The 23,609-nt window shown below is 62.8% G+C and carries 25 protein-coding genes; 16 read left to right on the top strand and 9 right to left on the bottom strand.

Annotation, left to right across the window (positions count from 1 at the left end; genetic code table 11):
- Both STHERM_RS03220 and STHERM_RS03215 read right to left on the bottom strand, forming a co-directional pair.
- The gene (locus STHERM_RS03220; RefSeq protein ID WP_013313451.1) at nt 1–306 is read right to left on the bottom strand and encodes an AzlD domain-containing protein; all 306 of its coding nucleotides are present in this window, start codon (nt 304–306) and stop codon (nt 1–3) included.
- Nucleotides 306–983, bottom strand: a complete 678-nt coding sequence (locus STHERM_RS03215) for an AzlC family ABC transporter permease (protein WP_013313450.1) — start codon at nt 981–983, stop codon at nt 306–308. The genes STHERM_RS03220 and STHERM_RS03215 overlap by 1 nt, the downstream gene beginning before the upstream one ends.
- Nucleotides 984–1,098: 115 nt before the next feature.
- On the opposite strand from STHERM_RS03215, the gene STHERM_RS03210 reads away from it, so the two are divergent.
- Entirely contained in the window at nt 1,099–1,827 is a 729-nt protein-coding gene (locus STHERM_RS03210; protein ID WP_148223857.1) for a polysaccharide deacetylase family protein, read from the top strand.
- A 69-nt stretch (nt 1,828–1,896) separates the two neighbouring features.
- Here the strand turns inward: STHERM_RS03210 and STHERM_RS03205 are convergent, their stop codons facing one another.
- Nucleotides 1,897–3,477 (bottom strand): FMN-binding glutamate synthase family protein, encoded by a 1,581-nt coding sequence (locus tag STHERM_RS03205; RefSeq protein WP_013313448.1) that lies wholly within the window; start codon nt 3,475–3,477, stop codon nt 1,897–1,899.
- 138 nt (nt 3,478–3,615) lie between these two features.
- Here STHERM_RS03205 and STHERM_RS03200 point away from each other — a divergent pair, with 138 nt between their 5' ends.
- The 9 genes from STHERM_RS03200 (at nt 3,616) to STHERM_RS03160 (ending at nt 11,770) form a co-directional block, all read left to right on the top strand.
- Entirely contained in the window at nt 3,616–4,158 is a 543-nt protein-coding gene (locus STHERM_RS03200) for a Gx transporter family protein (RefSeq protein ID WP_013313447.1), read from the top strand.
- A complete protein-coding gene (locus STHERM_RS03195; RefSeq protein WP_013313446.1) occupies nt 4,127–4,738 on the top strand; it encodes a hypothetical protein in 612 nt (203 codons plus the stop codon). Before STHERM_RS03200 ends, STHERM_RS03195 begins: the two co-directional genes overlap by 32 nt.
- A 90-nt stretch (nt 4,739–4,828) precedes the next feature.
- Nucleotides 4,829–6,205 (top strand): ABC transporter substrate-binding protein, encoded by a 1,377-nt coding sequence (locus STHERM_RS03190; RefSeq protein WP_013313445.1) that lies wholly within the window; start codon nt 4,829–4,831, stop codon nt 6,203–6,205.
- A gap of 24 nt (nt 6,206–6,229) precedes the next feature.
- Entirely contained in the window at nt 6,230–7,102 is an 873-nt protein-coding gene (locus STHERM_RS03185) for a carbohydrate ABC transporter permease (RefSeq protein ID WP_013313444.1), read from the top strand.
- Nucleotides 7,096–8,055, top strand: a complete 960-nt coding sequence (locus tag STHERM_RS03180) for a carbohydrate ABC transporter permease (RefSeq protein WP_013313443.1) — start codon at nt 7,096–7,098, stop codon at nt 8,053–8,055. Before STHERM_RS03185 ends, STHERM_RS03180 begins: the two co-directional genes overlap by 7 nt.
- Nucleotides 8,056–8,165: 110 nt before the next feature.
- Nucleotides 8,166–9,857 (top strand): carbon starvation protein A, encoded by a 1,692-nt coding sequence (locus tag STHERM_RS03175; RefSeq protein WP_013313442.1) that lies wholly within the window; start codon nt 8,166–8,168, stop codon nt 9,855–9,857.
- Between the two features lie 70 nt (nt 9,858–9,927).
- Entirely contained in the window at nt 9,928–10,209 is a 282-nt protein-coding gene (locus STHERM_RS03170) for a hypothetical protein (RefSeq protein WP_013313441.1), read from the top strand.
- 11 nt (nt 10,210–10,220) lie between these two features.
- Entirely contained in the window at nt 10,221–11,147 is a 927-nt protein-coding gene (locus STHERM_RS03165; protein WP_013313440.1) for an ArsA family ATPase, read from the top strand.
- Nucleotides 11,144–11,770 (top strand): hypothetical protein, encoded by a 627-nt coding sequence (locus STHERM_RS03160; RefSeq protein ID WP_013313439.1) that lies wholly within the window; start codon nt 11,144–11,146, stop codon nt 11,768–11,770. The genes STHERM_RS03165 and STHERM_RS03160 overlap by 4 nt, the downstream gene beginning before the upstream one ends.
- Before the next feature lie 54 nt (nt 11,771–11,824).
- Here the strand turns inward: STHERM_RS03160 and STHERM_RS03155 are convergent, their stop codons facing one another.
- A complete protein-coding gene (locus tag STHERM_RS03155) occupies nt 11,825–12,343 on the bottom strand; it encodes a gamma carbonic anhydrase family protein (protein ID WP_013313438.1) in 519 nt (172 codons plus the stop codon).
- 116 nt (nt 12,344–12,459) lie between these two features.
- On the opposite strand from STHERM_RS03155, the gene STHERM_RS03150 reads away from it, so the two are divergent.
- Genes STHERM_RS03150 through hisI form a run of 3 tightly spaced genes read left to right on the top strand, consistent with a single transcriptional unit; the run spans nt 12,460 to nt 15,528 of the window.
- Nucleotides 12,460–13,533 carry a glucokinase gene (locus STHERM_RS03150; protein ID WP_013313437.1) on the top strand — a complete coding sequence of 358 codons (1,074 nt, stop codon included), beginning with the start codon at nt 12,460–12,462 and terminating at the stop codon, nt 13,531–13,533.
- 10 nt (nt 13,534–13,543) lie between these two features.
- Nucleotides 13,544–15,115, top strand: a complete 1,572-nt coding sequence (locus tag STHERM_RS03145; protein WP_148223856.1) for a UTP--glucose-1-phosphate uridylyltransferase — start codon at nt 13,544–13,546, stop codon at nt 15,113–15,115.
- Nucleotides 15,112–15,528 (top strand): phosphoribosyl-AMP cyclohydrolase, encoded by a 417-nt coding sequence (gene hisI / locus STHERM_RS03140; RefSeq protein ID WP_013313435.1) that lies wholly within the window; start codon nt 15,112–15,114, stop codon nt 15,526–15,528. Before STHERM_RS03145 ends, hisI begins: the two co-directional genes overlap by 4 nt.
- Here hisI and mgtE read toward each other — a convergent pair.
- Complete coding sequence (mgtE, locus tag STHERM_RS03135; RefSeq protein WP_013313434.1) at nt 15,525–16,883, bottom strand: magnesium transporter; 1,359 nt, start codon at nt 16,881–16,883, stop codon at nt 15,525–15,527. The two genes, hisI and mgtE, sit on opposite strands and share 4 nt — an antisense overlap.
- A gap of 153 nt (nt 16,884–17,036) precedes the next feature.
- Between mgtE and STHERM_RS03130 the strand changes: the two genes are divergently transcribed.
- Both STHERM_RS03130 and STHERM_RS03125 read left to right on the top strand, forming a co-directional pair.
- Nucleotides 17,037–17,849, top strand: a complete 813-nt coding sequence (locus tag STHERM_RS03130) for a hypothetical protein (RefSeq protein ID WP_013313433.1) — start codon at nt 17,037–17,039, stop codon at nt 17,847–17,849.
- 40 nt (nt 17,850–17,889) lie between these two features.
- Entirely contained in the window at nt 17,890–18,570 is a 681-nt protein-coding gene (locus STHERM_RS03125) for a DJ-1/PfpI family protein (RefSeq protein ID WP_237223340.1), read from the top strand.
- On the opposite strand, the gene STHERM_RS03120 is transcribed toward STHERM_RS03125, so the two are convergent.
- Nucleotides 18,567–19,226 (bottom strand): hypothetical protein, encoded by a 660-nt coding sequence (locus STHERM_RS03120; protein WP_013313431.1) that lies wholly within the window; start codon nt 19,224–19,226, stop codon nt 18,567–18,569. The two genes, STHERM_RS03125 and STHERM_RS03120, sit on opposite strands and share 4 nt — an antisense overlap.
- Nucleotides 19,227–19,299: 73 nt before the next feature.
- Here STHERM_RS03120 and STHERM_RS03115 point away from each other — a divergent pair, with 73 nt between their 5' ends.
- Nucleotides 19,300–20,592: a cyclic nucleotide-gated ion channel gene (locus STHERM_RS03115; RefSeq protein ID WP_013313430.1), complete on the top strand. Its 1,293-nt coding sequence runs from the start codon at nt 19,300–19,302 to the stop codon at nt 20,590–20,592.
- Here the strand turns inward: STHERM_RS03115 and STHERM_RS03110 are convergent.
- Genes STHERM_RS03110 through STHERM_RS03100 form a run of 3 tightly spaced genes read right to left on the bottom strand, consistent with a single transcriptional unit; the run spans nt 20,578 to nt 23,605 of the window.
- The gene (locus tag STHERM_RS03110; protein WP_013313429.1) at nt 20,578–21,048 is read right to left on the bottom strand and encodes a metal-dependent transcriptional regulator; all 471 of its coding nucleotides are present in this window, start codon (nt 21,046–21,048) and stop codon (nt 20,578–20,580) included. The genes STHERM_RS03115 and STHERM_RS03110 overlap by 15 nt on opposite strands.
- The gene (feoB, locus tag STHERM_RS03105) at nt 21,045–23,288 is read right to left on the bottom strand and encodes a ferrous iron transport protein B (RefSeq protein WP_013313428.1); all 2,244 of its coding nucleotides are present in this window, start codon (nt 23,286–23,288) and stop codon (nt 21,045–21,047) included. Before feoB ends, STHERM_RS03110 begins: the two co-directional genes overlap by 4 nt.
- The gene (locus STHERM_RS03100; RefSeq protein ID WP_013313427.1) at nt 23,285–23,605 is read right to left on the bottom strand and encodes a FeoA family protein; all 321 of its coding nucleotides are present in this window, start codon (nt 23,603–23,605) and stop codon (nt 23,285–23,287) included. The genes feoB and STHERM_RS03100 overlap by 4 nt, the downstream gene beginning before the upstream one ends.
- Nucleotides 23,606–23,609 lie beyond the last annotated feature (4 nt).

Raw genomic sequence — 23,609 nt, 5'->3', positions numbered from 1 at the left:
TCATCCCCTCCACAGGGAAAGGAGCGCGTGGAGTCCCACCCCTACGAGGACCGAGACCCCCATCCTCCCCCAGAGGAGATAGGAGCCCCCCACCCCCAGAAGGGCCAGCCCGTCACGCACGAGGGACCACCCCTCGAGTGGAAGCGAGACGAACGAGGAGATCCAGAGCGCGGCCATCACCGCCGCAGCCGAGTCCTTCAACACCCGCTCCATCCCCTCACCCGTGCCACCCTTCCGGAAGAACGGGAGCAGGCGGATGAGGTAGGTGCCCACCGCCACCAGGAGGATCGCTCCGTACCGGTCCATCAGCGCCTCCTCCTCAGCACGAGCGGAGTGGCGAGCCCGGCCGCGAGCACCCCCAGCGACGAGAGTCCCAGCACGTGGAAGACCAACCCGATCCCGGCCCCCCAGAGCACCGCCCGGAGCCGTCCCTCCTGTACCGAGGGGATGACGAGCACGAAGAAGAGCGCGGTGAGGGAGAACACGAGCGAGCCCTCGATCGGGGAGCCCACGAGGAGGGCGGCCCCTCCGAAGGCGCCAAGGGCCGTCCCGCCCACCCACGCGAGGTAGGCTCCCAACGCCACACCCTGGAGGAAGCGTTCCTCGGCAGGGCCCTGGAGCGCCACCGCAAAGACTTCGTCGGTGAGTCCGGCCAGGGTGAGTGCAGGGCGCGAGAGGGGGATGCGCCTCGCGATGATCCCCGTATAGACCACGTGCCGAAGATTGAGAAAGAGGGGGAGCACCACCGCCGGCAGAAGTCCCTGAGGGAGCAGGGAGACCAGCACGAACTGGCTCGCCCCGGCGAAGACGAGGGCGGAGGTGAGCACTGCCGTCCAGGCCGGGAACCCCGTGCCCACGGCCGCAAGCCCGAAGGTCATCCCCACTGGCAGATAACCGACTACCACGGGGATGCTCGCGAAGAGCCCCCGGCCGAAGAGGGATCGGGCTTCCTTCCTCCGGGGCCGTGCGTTCCGAATCTGCATGAGTGCACTCTATCAGCACCGGCCCCGAGAGGCAACGGTTTTCCTTGACCGCACCCGCTTTCGATGATACACTTTCATAAGTGAATTATAAATTGCGTTACATGCAGGAGGTATGATGGACACGAAGATCCTGGGCGTCTGTATCGCCGCCGTCCTCCTCGTCGGGGCATGCGGGACCCAACCCGCCCCGAGGGAGGCCACACCCACGTCCGGAGGTACGCAGGTGAAACTCGTCGCCCTCACCTTCGACGACGGCCCCGATCCGGTGATGACCCCCCGCGTCCTCGACAAACTCGAGACATACGGGGTGAAGGCCACGTTCTTCGTCATAGGCCAGCTCGTGAACGAACGCACCACGCCGGTCCTCGAACGCATCGTGAGGATGGGGTGCGAGATCGGCAACCACTCATGGGGATGGGAGAGCATGAACACCATGCCCCCGGAAGAGATCGAGGAATCGGTCGACAAGACCACCAAGGCCATCGAGAAGTACGCCGGCACCACCCCCCGCTTCTTCAGGCCGCCCAACCTCGCGGTGAGCGACACCATGTACGAGGTGATCGACCTGCCCTTTGCGAGCGGCATCCTCGCCTTCGACTGGGCGGGACAGAACACCACCGCCGAGCAGCGGGCGAAACACGTCCTCGACGCAGTCCGCGACGGGGCCATCATTCTCATGCACGACGTCCAGCCCGAGCCTCACCCCACGCCGGAAGCCCTCGACATCATCATCCCCGAGCTCCTCGCTCAGGGATACGAGTTCGTGACCTTAAGCGAGCTCTTCGAGCGGAAGGGCATAGACCCACGGTCGAAGACGCACGATATGTGGGTCTTCGTGGAATGAGCCCTCACCCTCACGAGGCACGAAAGGGGCCTCCCGCAAAGGGAGGTCCTTTACTTCGTCTCGAACCGCTCACCCCTCCAGGATCCGCTCCGCCTCTTCCCGATAGGCATCCATGAGATAGGGGATTCCGGAAATCCGCGCCGCCTCCTCGGTGAGGGCCACGAGGTCCTCCCGGGAGATCGAGGAGAGGGTGAAGTTCCTGCTTCCCGCCATGAGCTGCTGGAGCCCCACCTTGAACTTCTGCGCATAGGTGTAGATCCCGATCGCACCCCACGGGAAGGAGTCCACCTCGTTCCCGTACTTGGCCTTGAGTTCCTCGTAGGTGACGAAGATCTCCTCCTTGGTGGTACCGTACTGGGCCACGGTCTTGGGCAGGTCGTTGTTCTTGGCCCAGTGCTCGAGATTCTTGCCCACCATGCCGGGGATCATGAGGGCCCGGCCCATGCACACCGCCTTCACGTAAGGCGCACCCATGGCGATGGCCTTGAACACCCCGTCCTCAGAAGAGAACCCGCCTGCGATCGCGAGATCCGGCACCCGCAGCCCCTTGGCAGAGAGCTTCTCGGCGAACTCGTAGGCGAGGGCCTCGAGGTAGAAGGTGGGGATGCCCCACTCGTTCATCATGGGCCAGGGGCTCATGCCGGTACCGCCCGGTGCACCGTCTATGGTGATGAGGTCGATGTGGGCCTCGGCACCCCACCTGAGGGCCTTCGCGAGCTCGGTCATGGCATAGGCCCCGGTCTTGAGGGTGATACGCTCGAATCCCAGCTTCCGGAGCCGCTCCACCTCGGCGAAAAAGCTTTCCCTGTCCACGAACCCTAGGCGGGAGTGCCGCTCGAACTCCCGGATGGCGCCGTCCTTGTAGGCGGCCTGCACCGCGGGGTTCTCCGGGTCGGGGGTCACCACGTAGCCGCGCCGTTTGAGCTCGAGGGCACGCTCCAGGGATTTCACCCTGATCTCCCCGCCGATACACTTGGCCCCCTGCCCCCACTTGAGCTCGATGGTCCTGATCCCATGTTTCTCAAGGATGTACTCTGCCACCCCGAGGCGGGTGTCCTCCACGTTCATCTGGACGAGTATCTCCCCGTACCCCTCATGGTAGCGCCTGTAGGTGGTGATACGGCGGTCCATCTCGGGAGAGTGCTTCACCTTCCCGTTCTTGTCCAGCTCGAGCTGGGGATCGACACCGCACACATTCTCCCCGCACACGATGGTGATCCCGGAGATCGCCGCTCCCACCGCGAAGTGTTCCCAGTTGATCCGGGCGATGTCGGTGGAACCGAGCGCCCCTGTGAAGATGGGCACCCTCATCTTCACCTTCTTCGACCACCCGTACTCGGTCTCGGTATCCACGTTCGGGAAGATCGCGGTATCGGGACTCGGGTTCTCGATCCCTTTCGCCCCGCTCGCATACCCCTGGATGTTGAGGTGCGAGTAGTCCACGGGGTAATCCTTGTCGGCCCCCGCGGTCACCTCCCCGAACGGACCGGGGTAGAGGACCTCCCTTCCCCGGAACGAGGCGAGCCAGACCTCACAGCCGCCGCGGCACCCGTCCACGCACCGGCTGCAGAGCCCGGACATCGGGACCACGCTTCGTGAGCGGTTGAACGTGGCCGTTGCTTCATTGGCATTCGGCCTGCGCAGGTTCATGAGAGCCCCCTTGACACATGGAGTGGTGTACCTATTGTATCATGGCATAGCGCGACCGCGCAATTATTTTCTGTATATTTATCCGCCACAGGCATCCTCCATTGACACGGAGGCCATCCTCCCCTACCCTCGTACCATATGACCCACTCCCGCTCCCGCCTCATGGACATCACCGCCTTCCTGGGTGCCCTCTCCATGTTCTGCGCCACCCTCGAGTACCTCGTGCCCAAACCGCTTCCCTACCTCAGGCTCGGACTGGCCAACATCCCGCTCATCCTCGCCCTTCCCCTTCTTCCCTTCCGCTACTACCTCCTCCTCATCCTCACCAAGGCAGCCGGCCAGGCCCTCGTGAACGGGACCCTCGCCTCCTATGTCTTCCTCTTCTCGCTCGGAGGTTCTGCGGCGAGCGGCCTTGCCATGTACGCCCTCTTCCGGCTCTTCCGCTCCGCGGTGAGCCCCGTGGGCCTCAGCACCATGGGCGCCCTGGTGAGCAACGCCGTCCAGCTCGCCCTCTCGGTGTGGTTCATCTTCGGCCCCTCCTCTCTCGTCATCGCCCCCCTCTTCCTCATCGTGGGCACGGCGAGCGGCCTGGTGGTGGGCCTCCTCACCCTGGCCTTCGTACGATCCTCGACCTGGTACAGGAGCCTCCATGCACACGCTGCGGACCATCCTCCTGCATGAGACCCACCCCGTCGAGGCCCTGTTCACCGGGATCCTCGTCTTCGTGCTCTTCCTCGCCCAACCCTCCCTCCCCCTCAGGGCCGTGCACACTGGCATCCTCGCCCTCATGGCGGTACTCTCCGGCAAACGTCTCAAACCCGGGTACTTCATCCTCTTCGTCGGGGGCATCACCTTCTTCCAGCTCCTCATCCCCAGAGGACAAGTACTCCTGGAGCTTGGCCCCTTCCCCGTGACAAGGGAAGCCCTCCTGGTGGGTCTCAAAAAGGGCCTCACCCTCTGCGGCCTCGTCTTCCTCTCCCTCTTCTCGGTACGGAAGGATCTTCCCCTCCCCGGCCGCCTCGGGACCTACTTCTCACGCGTCTTCGGCTACTACGCCGCCCTTATGTCCACCAGGGACCGCATCTCCCTCCGCCACCCCCTGGAGAGCCTCGACCGCATCCTCCTCCACACCGCATCATCCCTCCCCCACTCCCCCGATGCCCCCACAACGACCACTCCCCGAGGCCGCATCCTCCTTGGCATCCTGGTCCTCATCCATACCGTCCTCACCTCCCTGGGATGGATCATCCCCGGAATTTGACAAAAAAATAGTTTATTCTATAATGAAATAGAGGGCTTTTTCGAGCGATCGTACAAAAGTCTTCGAACCCATCTGGATAAGGAGGAACGTATGAGAACACGTCCATACGCGCTTCTTGTCATGATCGGCCTCATCCTTCTCGTGACCGCATGCGGCAAACAGGAGGCACGGAAGCCACAGGAGCCCGTGGCCTTCGAGTTCTGGACCTCGCAGACACAATCGGACAGGATGGCCACGATCCAGCTCCTGGTCGATACCTTCCAGGCCACCCATCCGGAGATCACCATCAACGTGATCCCCGTGGAGGAGAACGATCTTCCCACTCAGATCCACGCAGCCTCGGCCGCGGGCACCCTTCCCGGCCTCGTGGAGATGGGAGCCGAGAACGCCGTGGCCTTCGGGGCCGAAGGGCTCCTCGACACCGCGGCGGGCACCCGTGTGATCGAGAAGGTGGGCAAGGACAGGTTCTACGAGGGAGCCCTCACGCTGGTGGACGACGGGAGCGGCACCTACTACGCGGTTCCCTTCCACGGGTGGGTCCAGGGGCTCTGGTACAGGATCGACTGGTTCGAAGAGGCGGGGCTGAAACCGCCCTCCACCTGGGAGGACATGCTCGAGGCAGCCCGATACTTCTACAAACCGGAAGAGAATCAATACGGCATCCTGGTGGGGACGAAACCCGAGGTCTATGCAGAGCAGTGTTTCACCCACATCGCCCTCTCCAACAACGCGAGGCTCTTCGACAGGGACGGCAACCTTGTCTTCGATTCCCCCGAGATGCGTGAGGCAATCGAGTTCTACGCCGAACTCGCGAAGTACACCCCGCCCGGTCCCCAGACATGGAGGGCGAGGGACTACTACTTCCAGAACAAGCTCGCCATGTTCTTCTACTCCACCTATATCATGGACGACCTCGCCCTCGCCGAAGTGGCGCAGGGCTCGCTCACCGGCGAGAACTTCCCCGAACTCACCGGGGCCGAGTTCGATCCCGAGCTCGTGAACAAGACCGGATTCGTACCCATCATCACCCACACACAGCCTGCAGGCTACGGCGTGGTGGTGACCATGGGCATCACGAAAGGCCTGAGCGAAGCACAGCTCTCTGCGGTTGAGACATTCCTCCTCTACCTCTTTTCCGAGAACGCCTATGTCTCCTACCTCCACATGGCTCCCGGCGGCATGAACCCCACGATAAAAGGGATCGCGGAGACAGACCGCTTCCTCGAGGATCCACGGGGTGTGTACAAGCGGTTCGGAAAGGAGAAGCTCGCCCAGATCATCTCCGGACTCAACAGTATCCAGACCTTCAGCATCGTGGAAGGCAGGCGGATAGAGGCGGCCAGTACCATCTTCAGCAAACAGATCATCCCCCAGATGATCTATGCCATCACGCAGGAGGGAGTCCCCATCGACCAGGCGATGCGTGAGGCAGAACAGAAGATGAGAGAGATAGTGGAAGGCCGGTGACGACGGCATGATCGTCAGATCGTCATGAAACGGGAGCTCCGCATAGAGGAACGGGAAGCGCTCCTGGGGAGGAGGCTCATCCTCCCCGCGCTTCTCGTGATTACCGGACTCATCGTCTATCCCATCTTCTACAATATCTATCTGAGCTTCTTTGATGTTCATGTCTACGGAGCGAACCGTTTCATCGGCTTCAAGAACTACCTCGATATCGTCCTCGACAGGGAGTTCTGGGGAGCCTTCTACACCACCATCGTCTACGTGATAGGGACGACCCTGGGCACCACCCTCATGGGCCTCCTGGTCGCCCTGGTGATGAACCGGGAATTCCCCCTCCGGGGGCTCGTGCGGAGCCTCATCCTCCTTCCCTACGTGGCCCCGCTCATCTCCGTGGTATTCTCCTGGCAGTTCCTCTTCGACCCCGTCAACGGCATCGTGATGCACACCCTGGTGGAGCAGCTCCGCCTGCTTCCCGAACGGATCAACCTCATAGGCTCCCCCAAGAATGGAATATGGGTGGCCGTACTCTTCAGCATCTGGAAGAACTTCCCCTTCACTTATCTCATGCTCCTCTCACGGCTCCAGGCCATCGATCAGAACCTCTACGAGGCGGCTGAGATAGACGGTGCCTCGGCCCTCCAGAAGTTCTGGTACCTGACCCTCCCCGAGCTCTACTTCGTCATGGGCGCCGTGATCCTGCTGCGTTTCATCTGGAATTTCAACAAGTTCGAGGAGATATTCCTCCTCGCCCCCAATGTGAAGGTCCTCTCGGTGTACACCTACTACACCGCGTTCACCGGCACCCTCGACCTCGGGAAAGGAGCGGCCCTGGCCGTGGTACAGTTTTCCATCCTCATCATCTTCATCCTGTTCTACGTGAGGAAGGTGCTCAAATGGTGAGGAAACGGAACATCCTGAAGAGCCTGGGGTTCTTCCTCCTGGTCGTGGGGATCGTGCTCTTCGCGTTCTTCCCCTTCCTCCAGATGATCTCCACCTCTTTGAAATATCAGTGGGACTGGGGGAACCCCTCCCTCATCCCCCGGAAGCTCAACCTCGAGGCCTACGCCGAGCTCCTCAACATCGGACAGGAGCTGAAGAATGTCCCCGAGTCGGTGAGGCGGCTCCTCGAGGAGCAAGAGCTCACCGAAGCACAGAAGAGGGCCATCCTCGCCCGGTATCGCGATACGAGCGATGTCTTCCCCTTTCTCCAGTACTTCCGCAACTCCCTCTTCCTCTCCTCGTCGGCCGCGCTCCTCTCGCTCCTGATCGCCACCTTCGGCGCCTATTCCTTCTCGCGTACGAGGTACAGGGGGAGGGGGCTCATCCAGCGCGGGGTTCTCTTCGTCTACATGTTCGGAGGCATCCTCCTGCTCATCCCCCTCTACCAGATCTTCGTACGCATGGGCTGGTTGCAGACGAGCGGAGGCACCCTCGCCGCCCTCCTCATCATCTATCTCGTCCAGACCCTTCCGGTGTCCCTCTACATGCTGGGAAACTACTTCCGAACCATCCCCTTCTCCATCGAGGAAGCGGCCCTCATCGACGGATGTTCCCGGTTCGGCACCATATGGCGGATCATCATCCCCATGTCGATCCCCGCCCTCTTCACCGTCTTCATCTATGCCTTCATGATCGCCTGGAACGAATACCTCTTCGCGAGTGTGTTCCTCAAATCCTACAAAGGACTGTATACCCTCCCCTTCGGTCTCAGGTCCCTGTATCATTCGAAAAACGCGATATGGGACAGGATCATGGCGGCCTCGGTGCTCACGGCCCTTCCGGTGATCCCCATATTCATGGCGATCCAGAAGCGCCTGGTGGCAGGACTCTCGGCCGGAGGGGTAAAAGAGTAGTGATTTTTTTATCAGATCTTACCTAAAAGTAGAGAAAAACACATATTTTTTTGACCAATCCGCGAAATCGGGGTTATAATAGTGCGAAAATCCGTTTAAAGGAGGGGTCCATGAGTACCTGGATCGTCCTAGGAGCGCTCGTTTTCTACTTCATCTTCTACTTTTCGTACGGACGTAACATCCAGAAGAAGCTTCTCAAATCCCACGAGGCACCCGAGGCGCCCGCAAAGCGGCTCTACGACGGCGTGGACTACGTGCCCACCAGCAAGTACGTGCTCTTCGGGCACCACTTCGCCTCCATCGCAGGGGCGGGTCCCATCACCGGTCCGGCCATGGCAGTGGCCTGGGGCTGGCTCCCGGGGCTTCTGTGGATCTGGATCGGGAACGTCTTCATCGGCGCGGTCCACGACTACCTCTCGCTCACCGTCTCGGTGCGGTACGACGGGAGATCCGTCCAGTACGTGGCCCAGGATCTCATCGGCAAGGTGGCGGGGAAGGCCTTCGGGTGGTTCATCCTCTTCCTGTGTATCCTCGTGGTCGCGGCCTTCGGTGACATCGTAGCAGGGCAATTCGCGAGCAATCCCCACCTCTTCCCGACCTTCCTCTTCTTCTGTATCGCCGCTATCTTCACCGGCCTCATCATGTACCGCACCAAGGTGGGTATAGGGTACGGCTCCATCATCGGAGCGGCCCTCATCGTGGTCTCCTTCTGGCTCGGCTCCATGGTCTCCATCCCCGCCTCGAAGATCACCTGGTTCCTCGTGATCTTCGTGTACATCATCATCGCCGCCTCACTGCCGGTGAACATCCTCCTCCAGCCGAGAGACTACCTCAACAGCTTCCTCCTCTACTTCGGGCTCCTCGCAGGAGGCGTGGCAGCCCTCATCGGGTTCTCGAGCTTCGACTCGCTTCCCGTCTTCACCTCTTTCTCGGCCAAGGTGATAGGCGGACAACCCTCGCCCTTCTGGCCCACCGTGCCCCTGGTGATCGCCTGCGGCGCTCTCTCGGGATTCCACTCCCTGGTGGCCTCGGGTACCAGCTCGAAGCAGCTCAGGGAAGAGAAGGACGCCCTCTTCGTGGGCTACGGCGGCATGCTCACCGAGGGGTTCCTCTCGACACTGGTCGTCGTCTCCATCGCCACCTTCGGAAACGAGGTGTTCGGTGATCCCGCGAAGGTCCTTGCGGCAGGACCCCTCGACAGGTTCGTGAAGTCCTACGGCGCCATGGTGAGCGGCACCATCCCCTTCCTCTTCTCCGCCAGTTTCATGCAGCTTTTTGCGGCCCTCTGGGTGAGCTCCTTCGCCCTCACCACGCTGGACACCACCAACAGGCTCGGACGGTACATCCTCCACGAGCTCGCCCTCCCGCTCAAGGATCGCTCGCCCGGGCTCTACAGCATCTTCCAGAACAAGTGGATCGCCTCCTTCGTAGTGGCGACCATCGGCCTGCTCCTCGCCTCCTCGGGCGGCTACACGAGGCTCTGGCCCGCCTTCTCGGGTGCGAACCAGCTCCTCGCTTCCATCGCCATGCTCACCGCCACCGTCTGGGTGAAGAGGAAGCTCAATCCCAGGTATACCAATCTGGTCTTCATCCCGGCCATCTTCCTGTGGATCACGGTGACCGTCGGGCTCATCTGGTACGAAATCGTCATCGTACCCACGTATTTCGGCGACTTCACCAATGCCCTCAAGGTGAGTACGGGCATCATCGTCGGTACCATCAACATCGTGATGCTCATCCTCAACGTGGTGATCATGGTCGGATTCTTCCGCCACTTCCGGGAACAGGAAGCATCGGTATAAGGTGCACGGTGCACTCACACACAGGGGGGTCGTGCGAGACCCCCCTTCTTCGCTCGATCGGGGAGGCCGTGTGAAAGAAAAGGCACGAAGGCTATGGACAGCCCTCAAGGAGACGATCACACAGGTCCACAGGAGGAAGGCCACGGAGATACTCCTCTTCGAACTCTCCGAGATGGAGAACATCTTCGCCCTCCTCGTACTGGGGAGCTTCATCGGCATCCCCTCGCCGAATCCCATCCTCACCCTTGAACTCCTCCCCCACATGGAGGAGGAACTGTGGACCATGGTCTCCCGGGCCGATTTTGCACAGGATCCGCTGGGAGGCCTCATCAGCCTCCTCGAACTGGACTAGAAAGGAGCAGCATGAAACAGGGCGTGTTCTTCCTCGGGAAGGGCGGGGTGGGAAAGACCACCACCGCCAGTGCCTTCGCCGCAGGATGCGCCGCATGGGGAGGCATGGACGTGCTCGCCGTCTCCCTCGACCCCGCCCACAACCTGGGGGACGTGCTCGGCACATCGTTGCGGGAGAAACCCTCGAAGGTCGGGGAGCACCTCTCGGCCATGGAGATAGACGTGGGGAAGTGGATCTCCCGGTACCTCGCCTCGCTCAGGAAGGAACTCGCGAGCACCTATGCCTATACGAGTGTCGCATCCCTCGATTCCTACTTCTCTCTCCTCCGCTACTCTCCGGGCACCGAAGAGTATGCCCTGCTCTGGGCCATCAAAGAAATCGTGAGTCGATACCAGGAATACGACCTCGTGGTCTTCGATACCCCGCCCACAGCCCTCACCCTCAGATTCCTCGCCCTCCCCTTCCTCTCCGAGAAGTGGCTCGAAGGGCTCAAAGGCCTGCGCACGGCCATCCTCGAGAGGAGGCAGACCGTCCTGAGGCTCGACCCGGAGGCCCCGGTACGGGGGGCCCGTAGACCAGAAGAAGATCAGCTCTACCACAGGCTCCTCGGGCTCCAGCGGAGGCTCGCATCGCTGCGGGAGCTCTTCCTCGCCCGCAGCACCGTGGTGCTGGTGGTGAATCCGGACGAACTGAGCCTCAGGGAGTCGATCCGCATCAGGGACGAACTCACAGGTCTGAGGATACCCATCGCCGTGGTGTGTCACAACAAGGCAAGGGAAGCGGACGAATCGTGGGAACGGAAGATCAGGAACGCGTTCCGTACCACCCCCGTGGTGCGGATCCCCTTCAGGGAAGAGGAGGCCCTCGATCCTGACCGGCTTCCGGTACGGGAGCTGGTTGACCGGATCATCGACCACGTGCGTAAGGAGCAGCCATGAACTACTTCATACCCATCCTCGTACTGGGAATCACCGCCACGGTGGCCTACTTCTGGGGGAGGAGGAAGAACCGGTGGATGAGCGGGTTCATCGCTCAGGAGACCGAAGAGGTGCTCACCCCTGAGGACACGCACTATGTGAACATCGGCGGCACCATAGGGTACCACTTCACCTATCGTCTTGGACCACCGTTTACCGAGGCGAAGGGGACCTTCACCCTCCTGCCGAGACAGTCCATCCTCTATCTCCCCTTTTCCCTGCTCCTGGGCCATAGGGACAGGTACTTCCTCACGTTGTTCACGGACAGGCCCCTCTTGGGCGAGGGCCACCTTGTGCACGAACCCTACTACCGGAAACTCCTTCGCACCATTCCCAACAGAGCCGCCCTCACCGAGGAGCACATCACCTGTGGGGGAAAGCCCTACGTCCTGCTCTACGATCGGAAGAAGGCAGCTGACCGGCTCAAGGAACTCGCATCGCGGCTGCCCGATGTGGAAGGTCTTCACCACTTCTGCGTGTATGCGGACAACAGGAACTTCTACCTGTTCATGGAGCCGGCACGGGGGAGGATACAGCGTCTCCTCTCCGCCCTCCTGCCGCACCTTTCCTCGTTCTTCGCATGAGGCCGGGCTTTCAGAGGGACAGCGAGCGTCCCCTCCTCCTTCGGGGTATCCTTCTCACACCTCCCGGTACTCCTGCCGTGCAGAGCGGGCGAGCTCAGCGTAGAGGAGGGCGTTCCGACGGATGCGCGCCACCTCCTCATCGGTGAGGGAGCGCACCACGCGGGCCGGGCTCCCCAGGATGAGCGAGCGGGGGGGGAACTCCTTGCCCTCGGTGACGAGGGCGCCTGCTCCCACGAGGCTCTCCTCCCCGATGACCGCGCCCGAGAGGACCACGGCGCCCATCCCGATGAGGGATCCGTCCCCTATGGTGCACCCGTGGATCACCGCGTTGTGCCCTATCGTGACGTAGGAGCCGATGACCACCGGCAGATCCACGTCCACATGCACACTCGCGTTGTCCTGGACATTGGTATGGGCCCCTATGGTGATCGGCGCGATATCGGCCCGGACCGAGGCGCCGAACCACACGGAGGCATGGGGGCCGAGCTCCACGCTCCCGCACACCTCCGCGTTCCACGCCACGAAGGCGGTCTCGTCCATCCGGGGGACCCTTTCTCCTATCGCATGCAGCATACACGTCACTCCTTTCCGCTCATGTGGTATGGTACACGCACGCACCACCATACTACGGTGAAGGGGCGTACGTCATCCTCCTTGCAATTTCTTCCCCTGTGTGCATAATTTTTTCCATGAAGAGAGAATGGTTTTCGCAACACCCGCCTGCAGGGGCCGTGCTTCTCGCGGCCGACATCGGAGGAACCAACACCAACATCGCCCTCTTCGAACAACAGGGCGGGCGACTCGCCATGCTCGCCCACTGGGAGTTCGCGAGCAGGGAACTCGCGAACCTGGAGGAAGCCCTCTCGCAGGTGATAGAGGACCTCCAGGAGACTCTCGGGACAGGGATCCACATCCACGGGTTGTGCGCATCCGGCGCAGGACCGGTGGAGGAGAACGTGTGTCACCTCACGAACCTCCCCTGGATCATCGACGGCGAGGCCATACATAGGGATCTTGGGGTGAAGACGGTGGTCATCAACGATTTCTCGGCCATCTGCTACGGGGTACCCATCCTGGAGAGCCAGGCCGAGGAGAAGCTCGTGCCCATACCCCACACCGACGGACGCATCCCCCCGAGGAGGGGGGTGGTGCGGGCGGTGATCGGAGCCGGGACCGGGCTCGGCGTGGGCTTCCTCGTGGAGGACAGGGGGGAGTTCCACGCCTATCCCTCCGAGGGGGGGCACATCGACTTTCCGGCCGATGATGAAGGCGGGGATGCGCTCCGGCGCTACCTCGCCTCCCGCTACGCCCCCACGCCCGATGCCGAGGCAGTGGTCTCGGGACAGGGGATTGCCAACATCTTCGCCTTCCTGGTGGAGACAGGCCGGATCGAGCAAGACGAGACCACCCGCACCATCCTCTCCCACCCCCCTGAAGACCGCCCCCCCCTCATCGCCCGACACCGCAGCTCGCACGAGGGGTGCCGCCGCACCATGGAGCTCTTCGCCCGCCTCTACGGGCACATCGCCGCGGCCTTCGCCCTCACCTTCCTGCCCACCGCCGGGCTCTACCTCGCGGGCGGGATCGCGGCGAAGAACCTCCCCCTCTTCCTGGAGAGCCCTGCCTTCATGGAGGCCTTCGAGGCGAACTGCAGACCCAACATCCGGGCGGTGCTCTCCCGCATCCCGGTGTACATCATCACCGACTACAGCATCTCGCTCTACGGTGCAGCCTACGCCGCGGGGATCCTCATCCATGACTGAAGGAGGAGCTGTGCAGGACGATGCCCTCATCCAGAAGATGCGCACGGCCGGGATCGATCCCGATCTCACCTACGCGATACTGGAGCGGGTGAACGCCGCCGAACCGGAGGCCGCCCCCTCGTTCGAGCTCCCCTCGCCCGGCGACCCACGCATCGTGGACACCACCCGCCCCCTCTCCCTCACCCTCCCCCGCGCCGCCTTCCTCTCCCGGGCCGAGGAGCTGAGCATCCCCTCATCCCTCATCGATCGCTACGGGGGGGAAGACCCGGTGGTGCTCGACGATGCGGCGCTCTCCCTCCTGGGCGTAGCCCTCTACCCCCGCACCGCCTACGGCGTGCTCAACGGAGGGGCCGCCACCAGCTACGCGGACCTCACGCGGAACCGGGCCTTCGAGCCCGACCTGTTCGAGCTCTACCGCGCCTCCTTCGAGGCGGTCGCCCCCCGCGTGAAGGGCTCGGCCAAGGGGGCGTGCCCCGCCTTCTACCAGGAGGACACCTCGGGCGGGCCGAGCTTCCTGGCCCTCACCCTACGCAACCTGCTCCTCTGTGTGGCCCTCTACCGGCGCATGGCAGAGCAGTGGCACACCCCCTTGAGGGGCACGGTGCTCCCCCTCTTCCAGATGACCAGCCCCGCCACCCACGACCAGGTGATGGCACACCTCGAGAAGCTCAGAGGCCATCCCCTCCTCGAAGCGCTCTTCGCCCACACCGGCTATCGCGTGGACCCCACCCTCACCGCCCAGCAGCCCCTCGTGGCGGCCCTCACCCACCGCGAGGAGGGACTCCCGCGTCGGATCTTCACCCGGGCCTACGGGAAGGACGGCGAGCTCCTCCCCCTCCCGGGCGGCCACGGTCAGAACTTCATGGTCCTCGAAGGCATCTACCGAAGGCTCCACGAGGAAGGGTTCCGCTTCGTCTACCTCACCAACGTGGATAACCTTGGCGCCTTCGTGGAACCACGCACCCTCGCCTACACCGCCTTCTCCCGGGCCCAGGCCTCGTTCGAGTTCTCCTACAAGACCCCGGTGGACGTGAAGGGCGGGATCCTCGTCCGTGCGGGCGATGTACTCTCCTGCAGGGACATAGGCCCGGCCATTCCCAAAGAAGCCGTGGCCGCCTTCGAGAAGGAAGGCAGGCCGGTCCTCTTCAACTGCGCCATCGGGCTCTTCGACCTCACCTATCTCACCACGCACCTCGAGCACATCATCCGCACGCTCCCCCTCAGGGTCTCCGAGCAGGAGAAGGACGCAGGGCGGTACGCCCAGGTCGAGCAGATCACCTGGGAGGTGATGGACCTCATCGAGCGGCCGCTCGTCTTCGGGGTGGACAAGTTCCGCAGGTTCCTCGCGGCAAAGCTCCTCCTCGAGACATTCCTCACCGGCGGCCTCCACTTCGGCAGGCCCGAGCTCGAGGCCTTCTTCGCCTCCAGACCAGAGCTGGCCCGGACCGCGCGCGCCCTCTCCGCCGGCTTTAGGCGCGTGATGGAGGAGGCCTACGGCTACGTCCGCACCGAGGAGAGGTGGCGCCCCCTTCGGCTGGACGAGGCCCTCGTGAGGATGCAGGCGTGTGGAGGCATCGCATGAGTCGGTGGCGCAGGCTCTCAGAGGAGGCACGGGACCTCCTCGACTTCGCCAAGATGGGGGGGCTCGTCCCGGTGGTGACCCAGGAAGTGCACACGGGCGAGGTCCTCATGGTGGCCTTCCTCGACCCCGAGGCCTGGGAGCTGTCCCTCGCCACCGGCTACGCCCACTACTACTCCCGGACGCGGCGGCGCATCTGGAAGAAGGGGGAGACCTCGGGACACGTCCAGCGCATCGTGGAAGTCCGCATCGACTGCGACAACGACGCCGTGCTCTTCCTGGTGGAACAGGAGAGGGGGACGGCCTGCCACACCGGCCGCCGCAGCTGCTTCTACCGGACCCTCACCCCTAGAGGGCTCGCCGAGGAAGAGGCGACACTGCCTTGGCGAGGAGTCTCCCCGGAGGACCAGTCCTAGAGCAGGACGAGGCTGGTGATGGTGAAGTAGATGAGGAGCCCGGTCACGTCGAGGATAGTGGTGAGGAGCGGGCTGCTTATGAGGGCCGGGTCTATCCCCACCCAGGTGCAGAGGAGGGGGAGGGTGCTTCCGATGAGGTTGGCCCACAGGGCGATCCCCACGGTCGAGAGCCCCACCGTGAGGGCGATCCCGGGGTGACCCGTCCAGAGATACCCTATCGTGGCGAGCACGAGCCCTAGCGAGCCTCCCAACAGGAGCCCCACGAGGAGCTCCTTCCTCATCACCAGGAACCACCTCCGCGGGGTCAGTTCCCCCACGGCGAGGGCCCTGATCACCAGGGTGGCCGCCTGGCTGCTCGTATTCCCCCCGGTGTCCATGAGCATGGGGATGAAGAGACTCAGGCTGATGAACGAGGAGAGCACGCCCTGGAACCGGGAGATCACACCCGAGGAGAGAAACCCGGAGATGCCGAGGAAGAAGAGCCACACCACCCGCTTGGTGTAGAGGAGAAAGGGGGAGGCCTGGGTGTAGCTCGTCTCGAGGGGGACCACCGCGCTCTCCTTGTGCACGTCCTCGGTGGTCTCCTCGTCGAGCACGTCGATGATGTCGTCGACCGTGACGATGCCCAGGAGGATGTTGTCGTCATCCACCACGGGGAGGGCGTTGAGGTCGTACTTACGGATGAGGCGTACCGCCTCCTCCTGGTCGGCATAGGCGTTGATCGCCACGTAGTGCCAGTCCATGATGGACTCCACGGTGGCGTCAGGCGGGGCGAGGATGACCTTGCGCAGGAGGATGTCGTCCAAAAGATGCCCCTCCTCGTCAATCACGTAGAGCATGTTGATGATCTCGGCGTCTTTCCCGTACCTGCGGATGTGGTCGAGTGCCTTCTCGATGGTCCAGTGCGGCTTGAGCGAGACATAGTCGGGGGTCATGAGGCGGCCGACACTCTCCTCGGGATACCCCAGGAGCTCGAGGGTGATGGACCTGTCGTCGGGCGAGAGGAGGTTGAGGACCCGACGGGTGAGGTTGCCCGGGAGGTTTTCGAGGAGCTCGATACGGTCGTCGTGGGAGAGCTCGGAGAGGATCTCCTTCACCTGATCGCTCGTGATCCGTTCGAGGATCTGGCGCTGCAGCTCGCTGTCGAACTCGCTGAAGACATCGGCCTTGAGTTCGGGGGGCAGCATGAGAAAGAGGATGAGGGCGTCGGTGGAGGCCTCTTCCTCCTCCAGCGATGCGAGGAACTCGGCGATGTCGGAGGGGTGCCAGGAGACGAGTTCCTGCTTCACCTTGTGCCACAACCGCTGACGTACCCACTCCAGTACGAGCTCGCGGGAGACGTGTTCCCTCTCCATGGCCTCCTCCTCTCTCCTGGTATCGGGTGAGTATAGCCGGAAACCTTCTCCTCTCACAATAGGCCCCTCCACCCGCTTGCCCCTCTGCTCATTTTTCTCTATCTTTGCCCTGCACATACACGCAGGTGCGTCCCACGCAAGGAGTGAAATTCGATGGAGTGTCTCGTCATCCTCGACTATTCCGGAACCGTAAGCCTGGAGAGCGTGCGCTTCGGCACCGAGGAGCGGCTGAGGAAGGCCCTCGAGGAGAGCGGTCTCGCTGCCCTGGAGGTCACTCCCTCCTTCCTATGGAAGCAGGTGATCGAGACCTTCTGGGATCGGGCGAGCAAGGGGGGTATCACCTACGTGGAGAGCATCGTACGGGCGCTCGGGACGGTCTGTGAGGCACCCGAGGCGCAGAGGGAACAGGCGGCACGCGCCTTCGTGCGGAGCTACCTCAGGGCCTCCACCGTAGACCCGGTATGGGCACGCTTCCTCCGGATCGCAGGCCCGCACCTTCCCATCCTCATCGCCACCGATCACTACCTCGAGGCGGAACAGGCCATCCTCGCCCACCTCGAAGACGAGGGTATAGCGGCAAGGCCGTGGCCCGACGCATCCGAAGGGTGCATGGTGGCCTGCTCGGCCCGCATCGGCGCACGCAAGGAGGAGACCACCTTCTGGGAGGAGGTCCGCAGGGCCTACGGGAGCCACCCACGGGTGATCCACCTGGTCGACGACTTTGGCGCCAATGAGGCACCTGCCCGACGGCACCCCCTCACACGACGCCTCCAGGGACGCATCGAGCGCATCTCCACCGCCCTCCTTCCCCTCGAGGCGAGGGAAGTCACCATCCACCCCTTCGTCCTGCCGCGGCTCGACGACGAGGACCGGGCAGCGGATACCGTGCGGAGCTTTGTCCGGAGCCTCGCCGACACCCTCACCGCCGAAGGGTTCCTCCCCAAAGACGCGCGGGAGAGGGTGTGAAGAATTGCCCGCTTCGGTCCCCGGTGGTATAATGGGAACCATGAACGAACGAGCCTCACTTCCTTCACAGGGAAAGGGGCTGCTCGTGAGGGCGCTCGGCTTCTCCCTCGCCCTCCTCGGCGTCTATCTCCTCGCAGACGGGGGGAATTCGGCCGAGACCTCTACCGAGAAGGAGGATACCATGGCCTCGCTTTCAGGGGTAAAGGTGGTGATGATCATCGCCCACGAGAACTTCAGGGACGAGGAGCTCCTCGAGACGCGTGAGGAACTCCTCGACGCAGGGGCCTCCGTCGCCGTGGCGAGCTCCTCCCGCACCCCAGCCACCGGGATGCTGGGCGCACGAGTGACACCTGACAAGACCCTGCAGGAGATCCGCGTAGACGACTACGACGCGGTGATCTTCGTGGGGGGAACCGGGGCCCAGGAGTACTTCTCCAACCGTCAGGCCCTCGATCTCGCCAGGCAGGCCTATGAGAAGGGCAAGATAGTAGGGGCCATCTGCATCGCCCCCTCCATCCTCGCCAGGGCCGGGATCCTCAGAGGCAAGAGGGCCACCTGCTGGTCGGGCGAGAGCGGCACCCTGTTGGCCAACGGCGCCACCTACACCGGAAGGCCGGTGGAACGCGACGGCCGCATCATCACGGCGAACGGCCCCTCGGCGGCCCGTCAGTTCGGAAGGGCGCTCGTCGAGGCCCTCTCGGCCGGGGTCACCTCACCCTAAGCGGATCGCTTGAGGTGGACGAGGGCCCACCTGGGCCCCGGGAGACGTCCTTCCTCGGTGCGCACGCAGTCGAGGAGACCGAGGAGAAGGCCTGCGAGCGCGAGCTTCTGGAGGAACTCGTGAGAGGGCGCATCGAGGAAGAAGCGGATGGCATACACCACGAGCACCAGGTGCACGCACAGGTGAAAGGCCTTTCTCGCACCCGAGAACGCCCCCCAGTTCGCACGGCTCAACACCACCGTGCACAGCCACAGCGACCCCACGAGAAGGCCCGCTCCCAGGCGATGGAGGGGGTTGAGGAGCGTGCACGGTGCGAGCATGAGGAGCGATCCTATCCCTGCGAGCGTGAACAGGAGGGAAAGCCCGCCGCCTCCCTCCGCCCGTATCCGGGAGGCAATACGGAAGGAGAAAAGGCCGTCCACGAGAAAGGCGAGCACGAAGAGGCCCATGCCCCAGGGATTGGGGAGTCCCTCTTCTTCGGTGAAGGGCACGCCGAGGAGGCTCAGGGGATCGTTCCAGATATCGAAACCCTCGGGGTAGAGAAACGCCGATAGACACACCAGGAGGAAGGTCCACCATACCAGGAAGGAGATCTCCGCCCGTACCTTCTGGGAGAGGGCGGAGGAGGAATGATGCACCGCTCCCTCCTTCCCCATCGCTCTCCTCCGTGAAGGAGACTCAACTTTCCATAGGTTCCCTGCCGATAACATACTACAAAAAGGGGCGGTGATGAAGTCCTCGGCCTTTTCACATCCCACATATACGCTTGTGTGGAAGGTGGGGATCCTTGCGGTTACCCTCTACTACGCGATCCGCATCCCCCTCACCCTGGTCTTTCCATCCCTCTTTTCCCCCCTTCTTCCCCTCGACATCCTCGCGAGCCTTGCTCTCATCGCCGACATCCCCCTCGACTTCGCCTTCGAATCCCGTAAGACCTCCGGCCGGAAGCCCACGCTCCTCGCCCCTTCCCGCCTTCCCGACCTGCTTGCGGCACTCCCGCTCGATCTTCTGGTATTCGCCCTCCACCTCCCCTCTCCCCTCTCCCTCCTCTCGCTCGTCAGGCTCCTCAAGCTCATCTCGGTGCAGCGGAGCGCTACCCGGATCCTCTCCTACAGGATCAACCCCGCTCTCCTCAGGCTCCTCTCCCTTGTGGGATTCATCCTCCTCGCCGCACACGGGATTGCCTGCGGATGGATGAGCCTCCAGCCACCTTCGGAGAGCCCGGCCGGAACGAGGTACCTCTCCGCCTTCTACTGGACCATCACCACCCTCACCACCATCGGGTACGGCGACATCACCCCCTCGACCCCGATACAGACTGTCTATACCATTGTGATAGAGCTCCTCGGTGCGGCCATGTACGGTCTGGTCATCGGTAATATCGCGAGCCTCGTCTCGAAACTGGACGCCGCAAAGCTCCTCCACAGGGAGCGGATGGAGAGGGTCACGGCCTTCCTCTCCTATAAGAAGATCTCACCCGAGCTCCAGCGACGCATCCTCGAGTACTTCGACTACCTGTGGGAGACGAGACGAGGGTACGAAGAACGCGAGGTGCTCAAGGAGCTCCCGCATCCCCTCCGCCTCGCAGTGGCCATGGAGATCCACGGCGACGTCATTGAGAAGGTACCCCTCTTCAAGGGGGCGGGCGAGGATTTCATCCGGGACATCATCCTCCACCTCGAACCGGTCATCTATGGACCGGGCGAGTACATCATACGGGCGGGAGAGCTGGGCTCCGACGTGTACTTCATAAACAGGGGCTCGGTAGAGGTGCTCTCGGCCGACGAAAAGACCCGCTATGCCATCCTCTCGGAAGGTCAGTTCTTCGGCGAGATGGCGCTCATCCTCAGAGCTCCCCGTACCGCCACCGTGCGGGCCCGAACGTTCTGCGATCTCTACCGCCTCGACAAGGAGACCTTCGACAGGATCCTCTCACGGTATCCGGAGATCGCAGCCCAGATACAGGAACTCGCCGTCAGGAGAAAAGAGGAACTGGAAGGCGGGACCTCACGCCGGGGGTGAGACATCCTCGTCTTCCCTGTCCTCGCACACGAAGGCACCCTTCTCGGGATCGTATCGGAAGGGCGCGGGGATACACTCCTGTATGAACTCGAGGTACTGCACCAGTCTCTCCAGGAGCTCCTCCGAGATGGCGTGCTCGATGCGGCAGGCATTCTCCTCGGCCATCTGCTCGTCAGCACCGAGAACCACCCGGAAGAACCGCTTGAGGATGGTATGTCTCCGGAAGACGTCCTTGGCGGCCTCTTCCCCCTCCTCGGTGAGGCTGATGATGTCGTAGGGCGCATACTCGATAAACCCCCTATCCGAGAGGGTATGGAGGGTGTTGGAGACCGTGGAGCGGGACACGCCGAGGGCTTCGGCGATGTCCCGCACCCGGGCTACCCGCTTGGTCTTCGCGAGGACATAGATGGCCTCCAGGTAGTCTTCCATCCGTGAGGTGAGATCCTCTTGTCTCATGAGACAGCCTCCTTCGGTCGTGTGCTCCTTCCAACAAGGTAGAGGACAACCATCAGGCCGAGGAGGAGTCCTCCCGCGACCCCGAGCCACAGGAGGCTCCCGCCCTCCACCACCTGGAAGTAGAAGGTCCCCACAATCCATGCGAGGAGGGTAAGGTAGCCCGCGTTCGCGAGCATGGTCCCCACTCCCGCTTGCTGGAGGATCGCCGAGAGGGCCGCCACGCAGGGTGAATAGATGAGAACGAAGAGGAGATAGGCATAGGCGGCCGCCGGGGTGAAGCGTTCCCGCACGAGCGAGAATCCTCCCTCTTCCTCCTCCCCGCCGGGGGAAGGCACGAGCAGCTCATACAACCCCCTGAGGAGGGCCCTCCCCGCATCGACAAGGCCCGAGAGCGCCACCTGGAGGGAGAAGGGCTCTTCTGCTTCTTCCTCCGCTTCGATACCGTACATGGCCTGAAGGGTACCGATGATGGTCTCCTTGGCAAAGAGGCCGGTGAACAGACCTGCCACCGCCGGCCAGTTCTCCTCTTCCACACCCATGGGTTCGAAGACCGGTGTGATGGCCTTGCCCGTGCGGATGAGGAGCGAATCCGGCGATCCGCTCTCGAACGACACCTTGCCATTCTCGATCACCACCGCATTAAGGAGCGAGAGGATGAACACAGCGGTGGTGATGGTGATACCCGCCCGCTTGATGTAGGCGGAGAACCTGATCCAGGTGATCTTGAGGACCAGGGACATGTTCGGGAGGTGATAGGGGGGAAGCTCCATCACCAGAGGGGTGCGCTCGGCCTTGAAGAGGGTGTGCTTGAAGAGGAGCCCGGTGCCCACCGCGAGGACGATCCCCACGAAGTAGAGGGAGAAGACCACAAGCCCGGCTGATCGGGGGAAAAATGCCGCCGCGAAGATCACGTAGACCGGAAGCCGAGCGCCACAGGACATGAGCGGCGCCATGAAGATGGTGAGCAGCCGTTCCTTGCGACTCTCCAGGGTCCGGGTGGCGAGGATCGAGCTCACGGTACACCCGAATCCAAGGAGGAGCGGGACGAAGGCCTTTCCCGAGAGCCCCAACCCTCTCATGCCCCGATCGGCCACGAACGCGGCCCGCGCCATGTACCCGCAGTCCTCGAGGATCGTGAGGAGGAAGAAGAGGATGTAGATGATGGGGACGAACGTGGCCACGGTCTGGATACCCGTCCCCACCCCCTCCACGAGGGTCTGTACGAAGGGACCTGCTCCTATCCGGGAGAGGCCGTAGAGCGGAAGGTCCACGGCCAGGATCTGGAAGATCCCGTCGAAAAAGTCGATGAAGACCCCTCCTAAGGAGGTGGTGGCCCAGAAGAGCAGGAAGAGCACGGCCCAGAAGATCGGGATCCCCCACACCTTGTGGAGGACCACCCGGTCGATCCTCTCGGTGAGGGTGAGCTTTTCTGCGGCCTCGTGCGCCTCCTTGAGGATCGATTCGATCTCCTCGTAGCGTCGCCGTGCGAGGTAGACGTCAAGGTCCTCGCCCATACGCGCCTCAAGCTGGGTCCTGCTCGCTGCGAGTTCGGCCTTCCTCTCACGAAGCGAGGGATGGAGGGAGAAGATCACCTCCTCGCCTTCCAGGAAGAGGAGCAAAAGGGTGCGCAGACGGGGGGCTGGGACTCCGAGGAACGAGAGCTCGTGTTGCCACCGGGAGAGCCACTCCTCCACCACCTCGTCATAGGTGACGGGATGGGGCGGAGAGGGAGGGGAGAGGCAGGACTGGACGAGGGAATTCACCAGGAGACGAGCGTCCTGCCTACTGTGGGAGTTCACCAGGGAGACCGGCACCCCCAGACGCCGGGAAAGGGCCTCGGGAGAGATCCGGATCCCGTTCTGTTCCAGGAGATCCTTCTTGGTGATCACCACGTGCACGGGAAGTCCCTCCTCGAGGAGCTGGAGGGTGAGGTAGAGATTCTTCTGGAGCGAGAGCCCGTCCATCACGTTGATGACGAGATCCACCTTTTCCTTAAGAAAAAAATCAAAGGCCACCCTTTCCTCGGGGGCGGAACTCCCCAGGTGGTAGATCCCCGGGAGATCCACGATCCTCAGGCGGACGTCCTCACCCTGGTACACGGTGGTGAGGATGCCGTCGGTCCGTTCGATGGTCACCCCCGGCCAGTTCCCTATGTATTCGGTGCGGCTGGTGATGGCGTTGAAGATCGAGGTCTTCCCGGTATTCGGGGTACCGATGAGGGCACAGGTATAGGTCCTCATGAGGCCCTCCTCAGAAGAAGGATCTCCGCCTCATCCCTTCTCACCGAGACGAGGTACCCTCTCAGCTCCACCTCCACGGGGTCGCCGAGGGGGGCCCGCCGTTTCACCACAATGGAGGTGCCGGGGATAAATCCCATGGCGAGGAGCTTGCGCCTGTAGGGGCCGGGGCCGCCCTTGAATCCCACCACCAGCGCACCTTCCCCCTCTCTGAGCTGGGAAAGGGTCACGGTGCCACCCGAATCCGCCTCTTCGAGAGGGAGGGGCATCCCCAGATGGTGCATCCTCCCGTGCCTGTGTCGGTACCTGAATCGCGGCATTGTT

Source organism: Spirochaeta thermophila DSM 6192 (assembly GCF_000147075.1).
GTDB lineage: Bacteria > Spirochaetota > Spirochaetia > Winmispirales > Winmispiraceae > Winmispira > Winmispira thermophila_A.
Note: the sequence above shows the minus strand (reverse complement) of the source record. Positions and strands in the feature narration are given on the sequence as shown.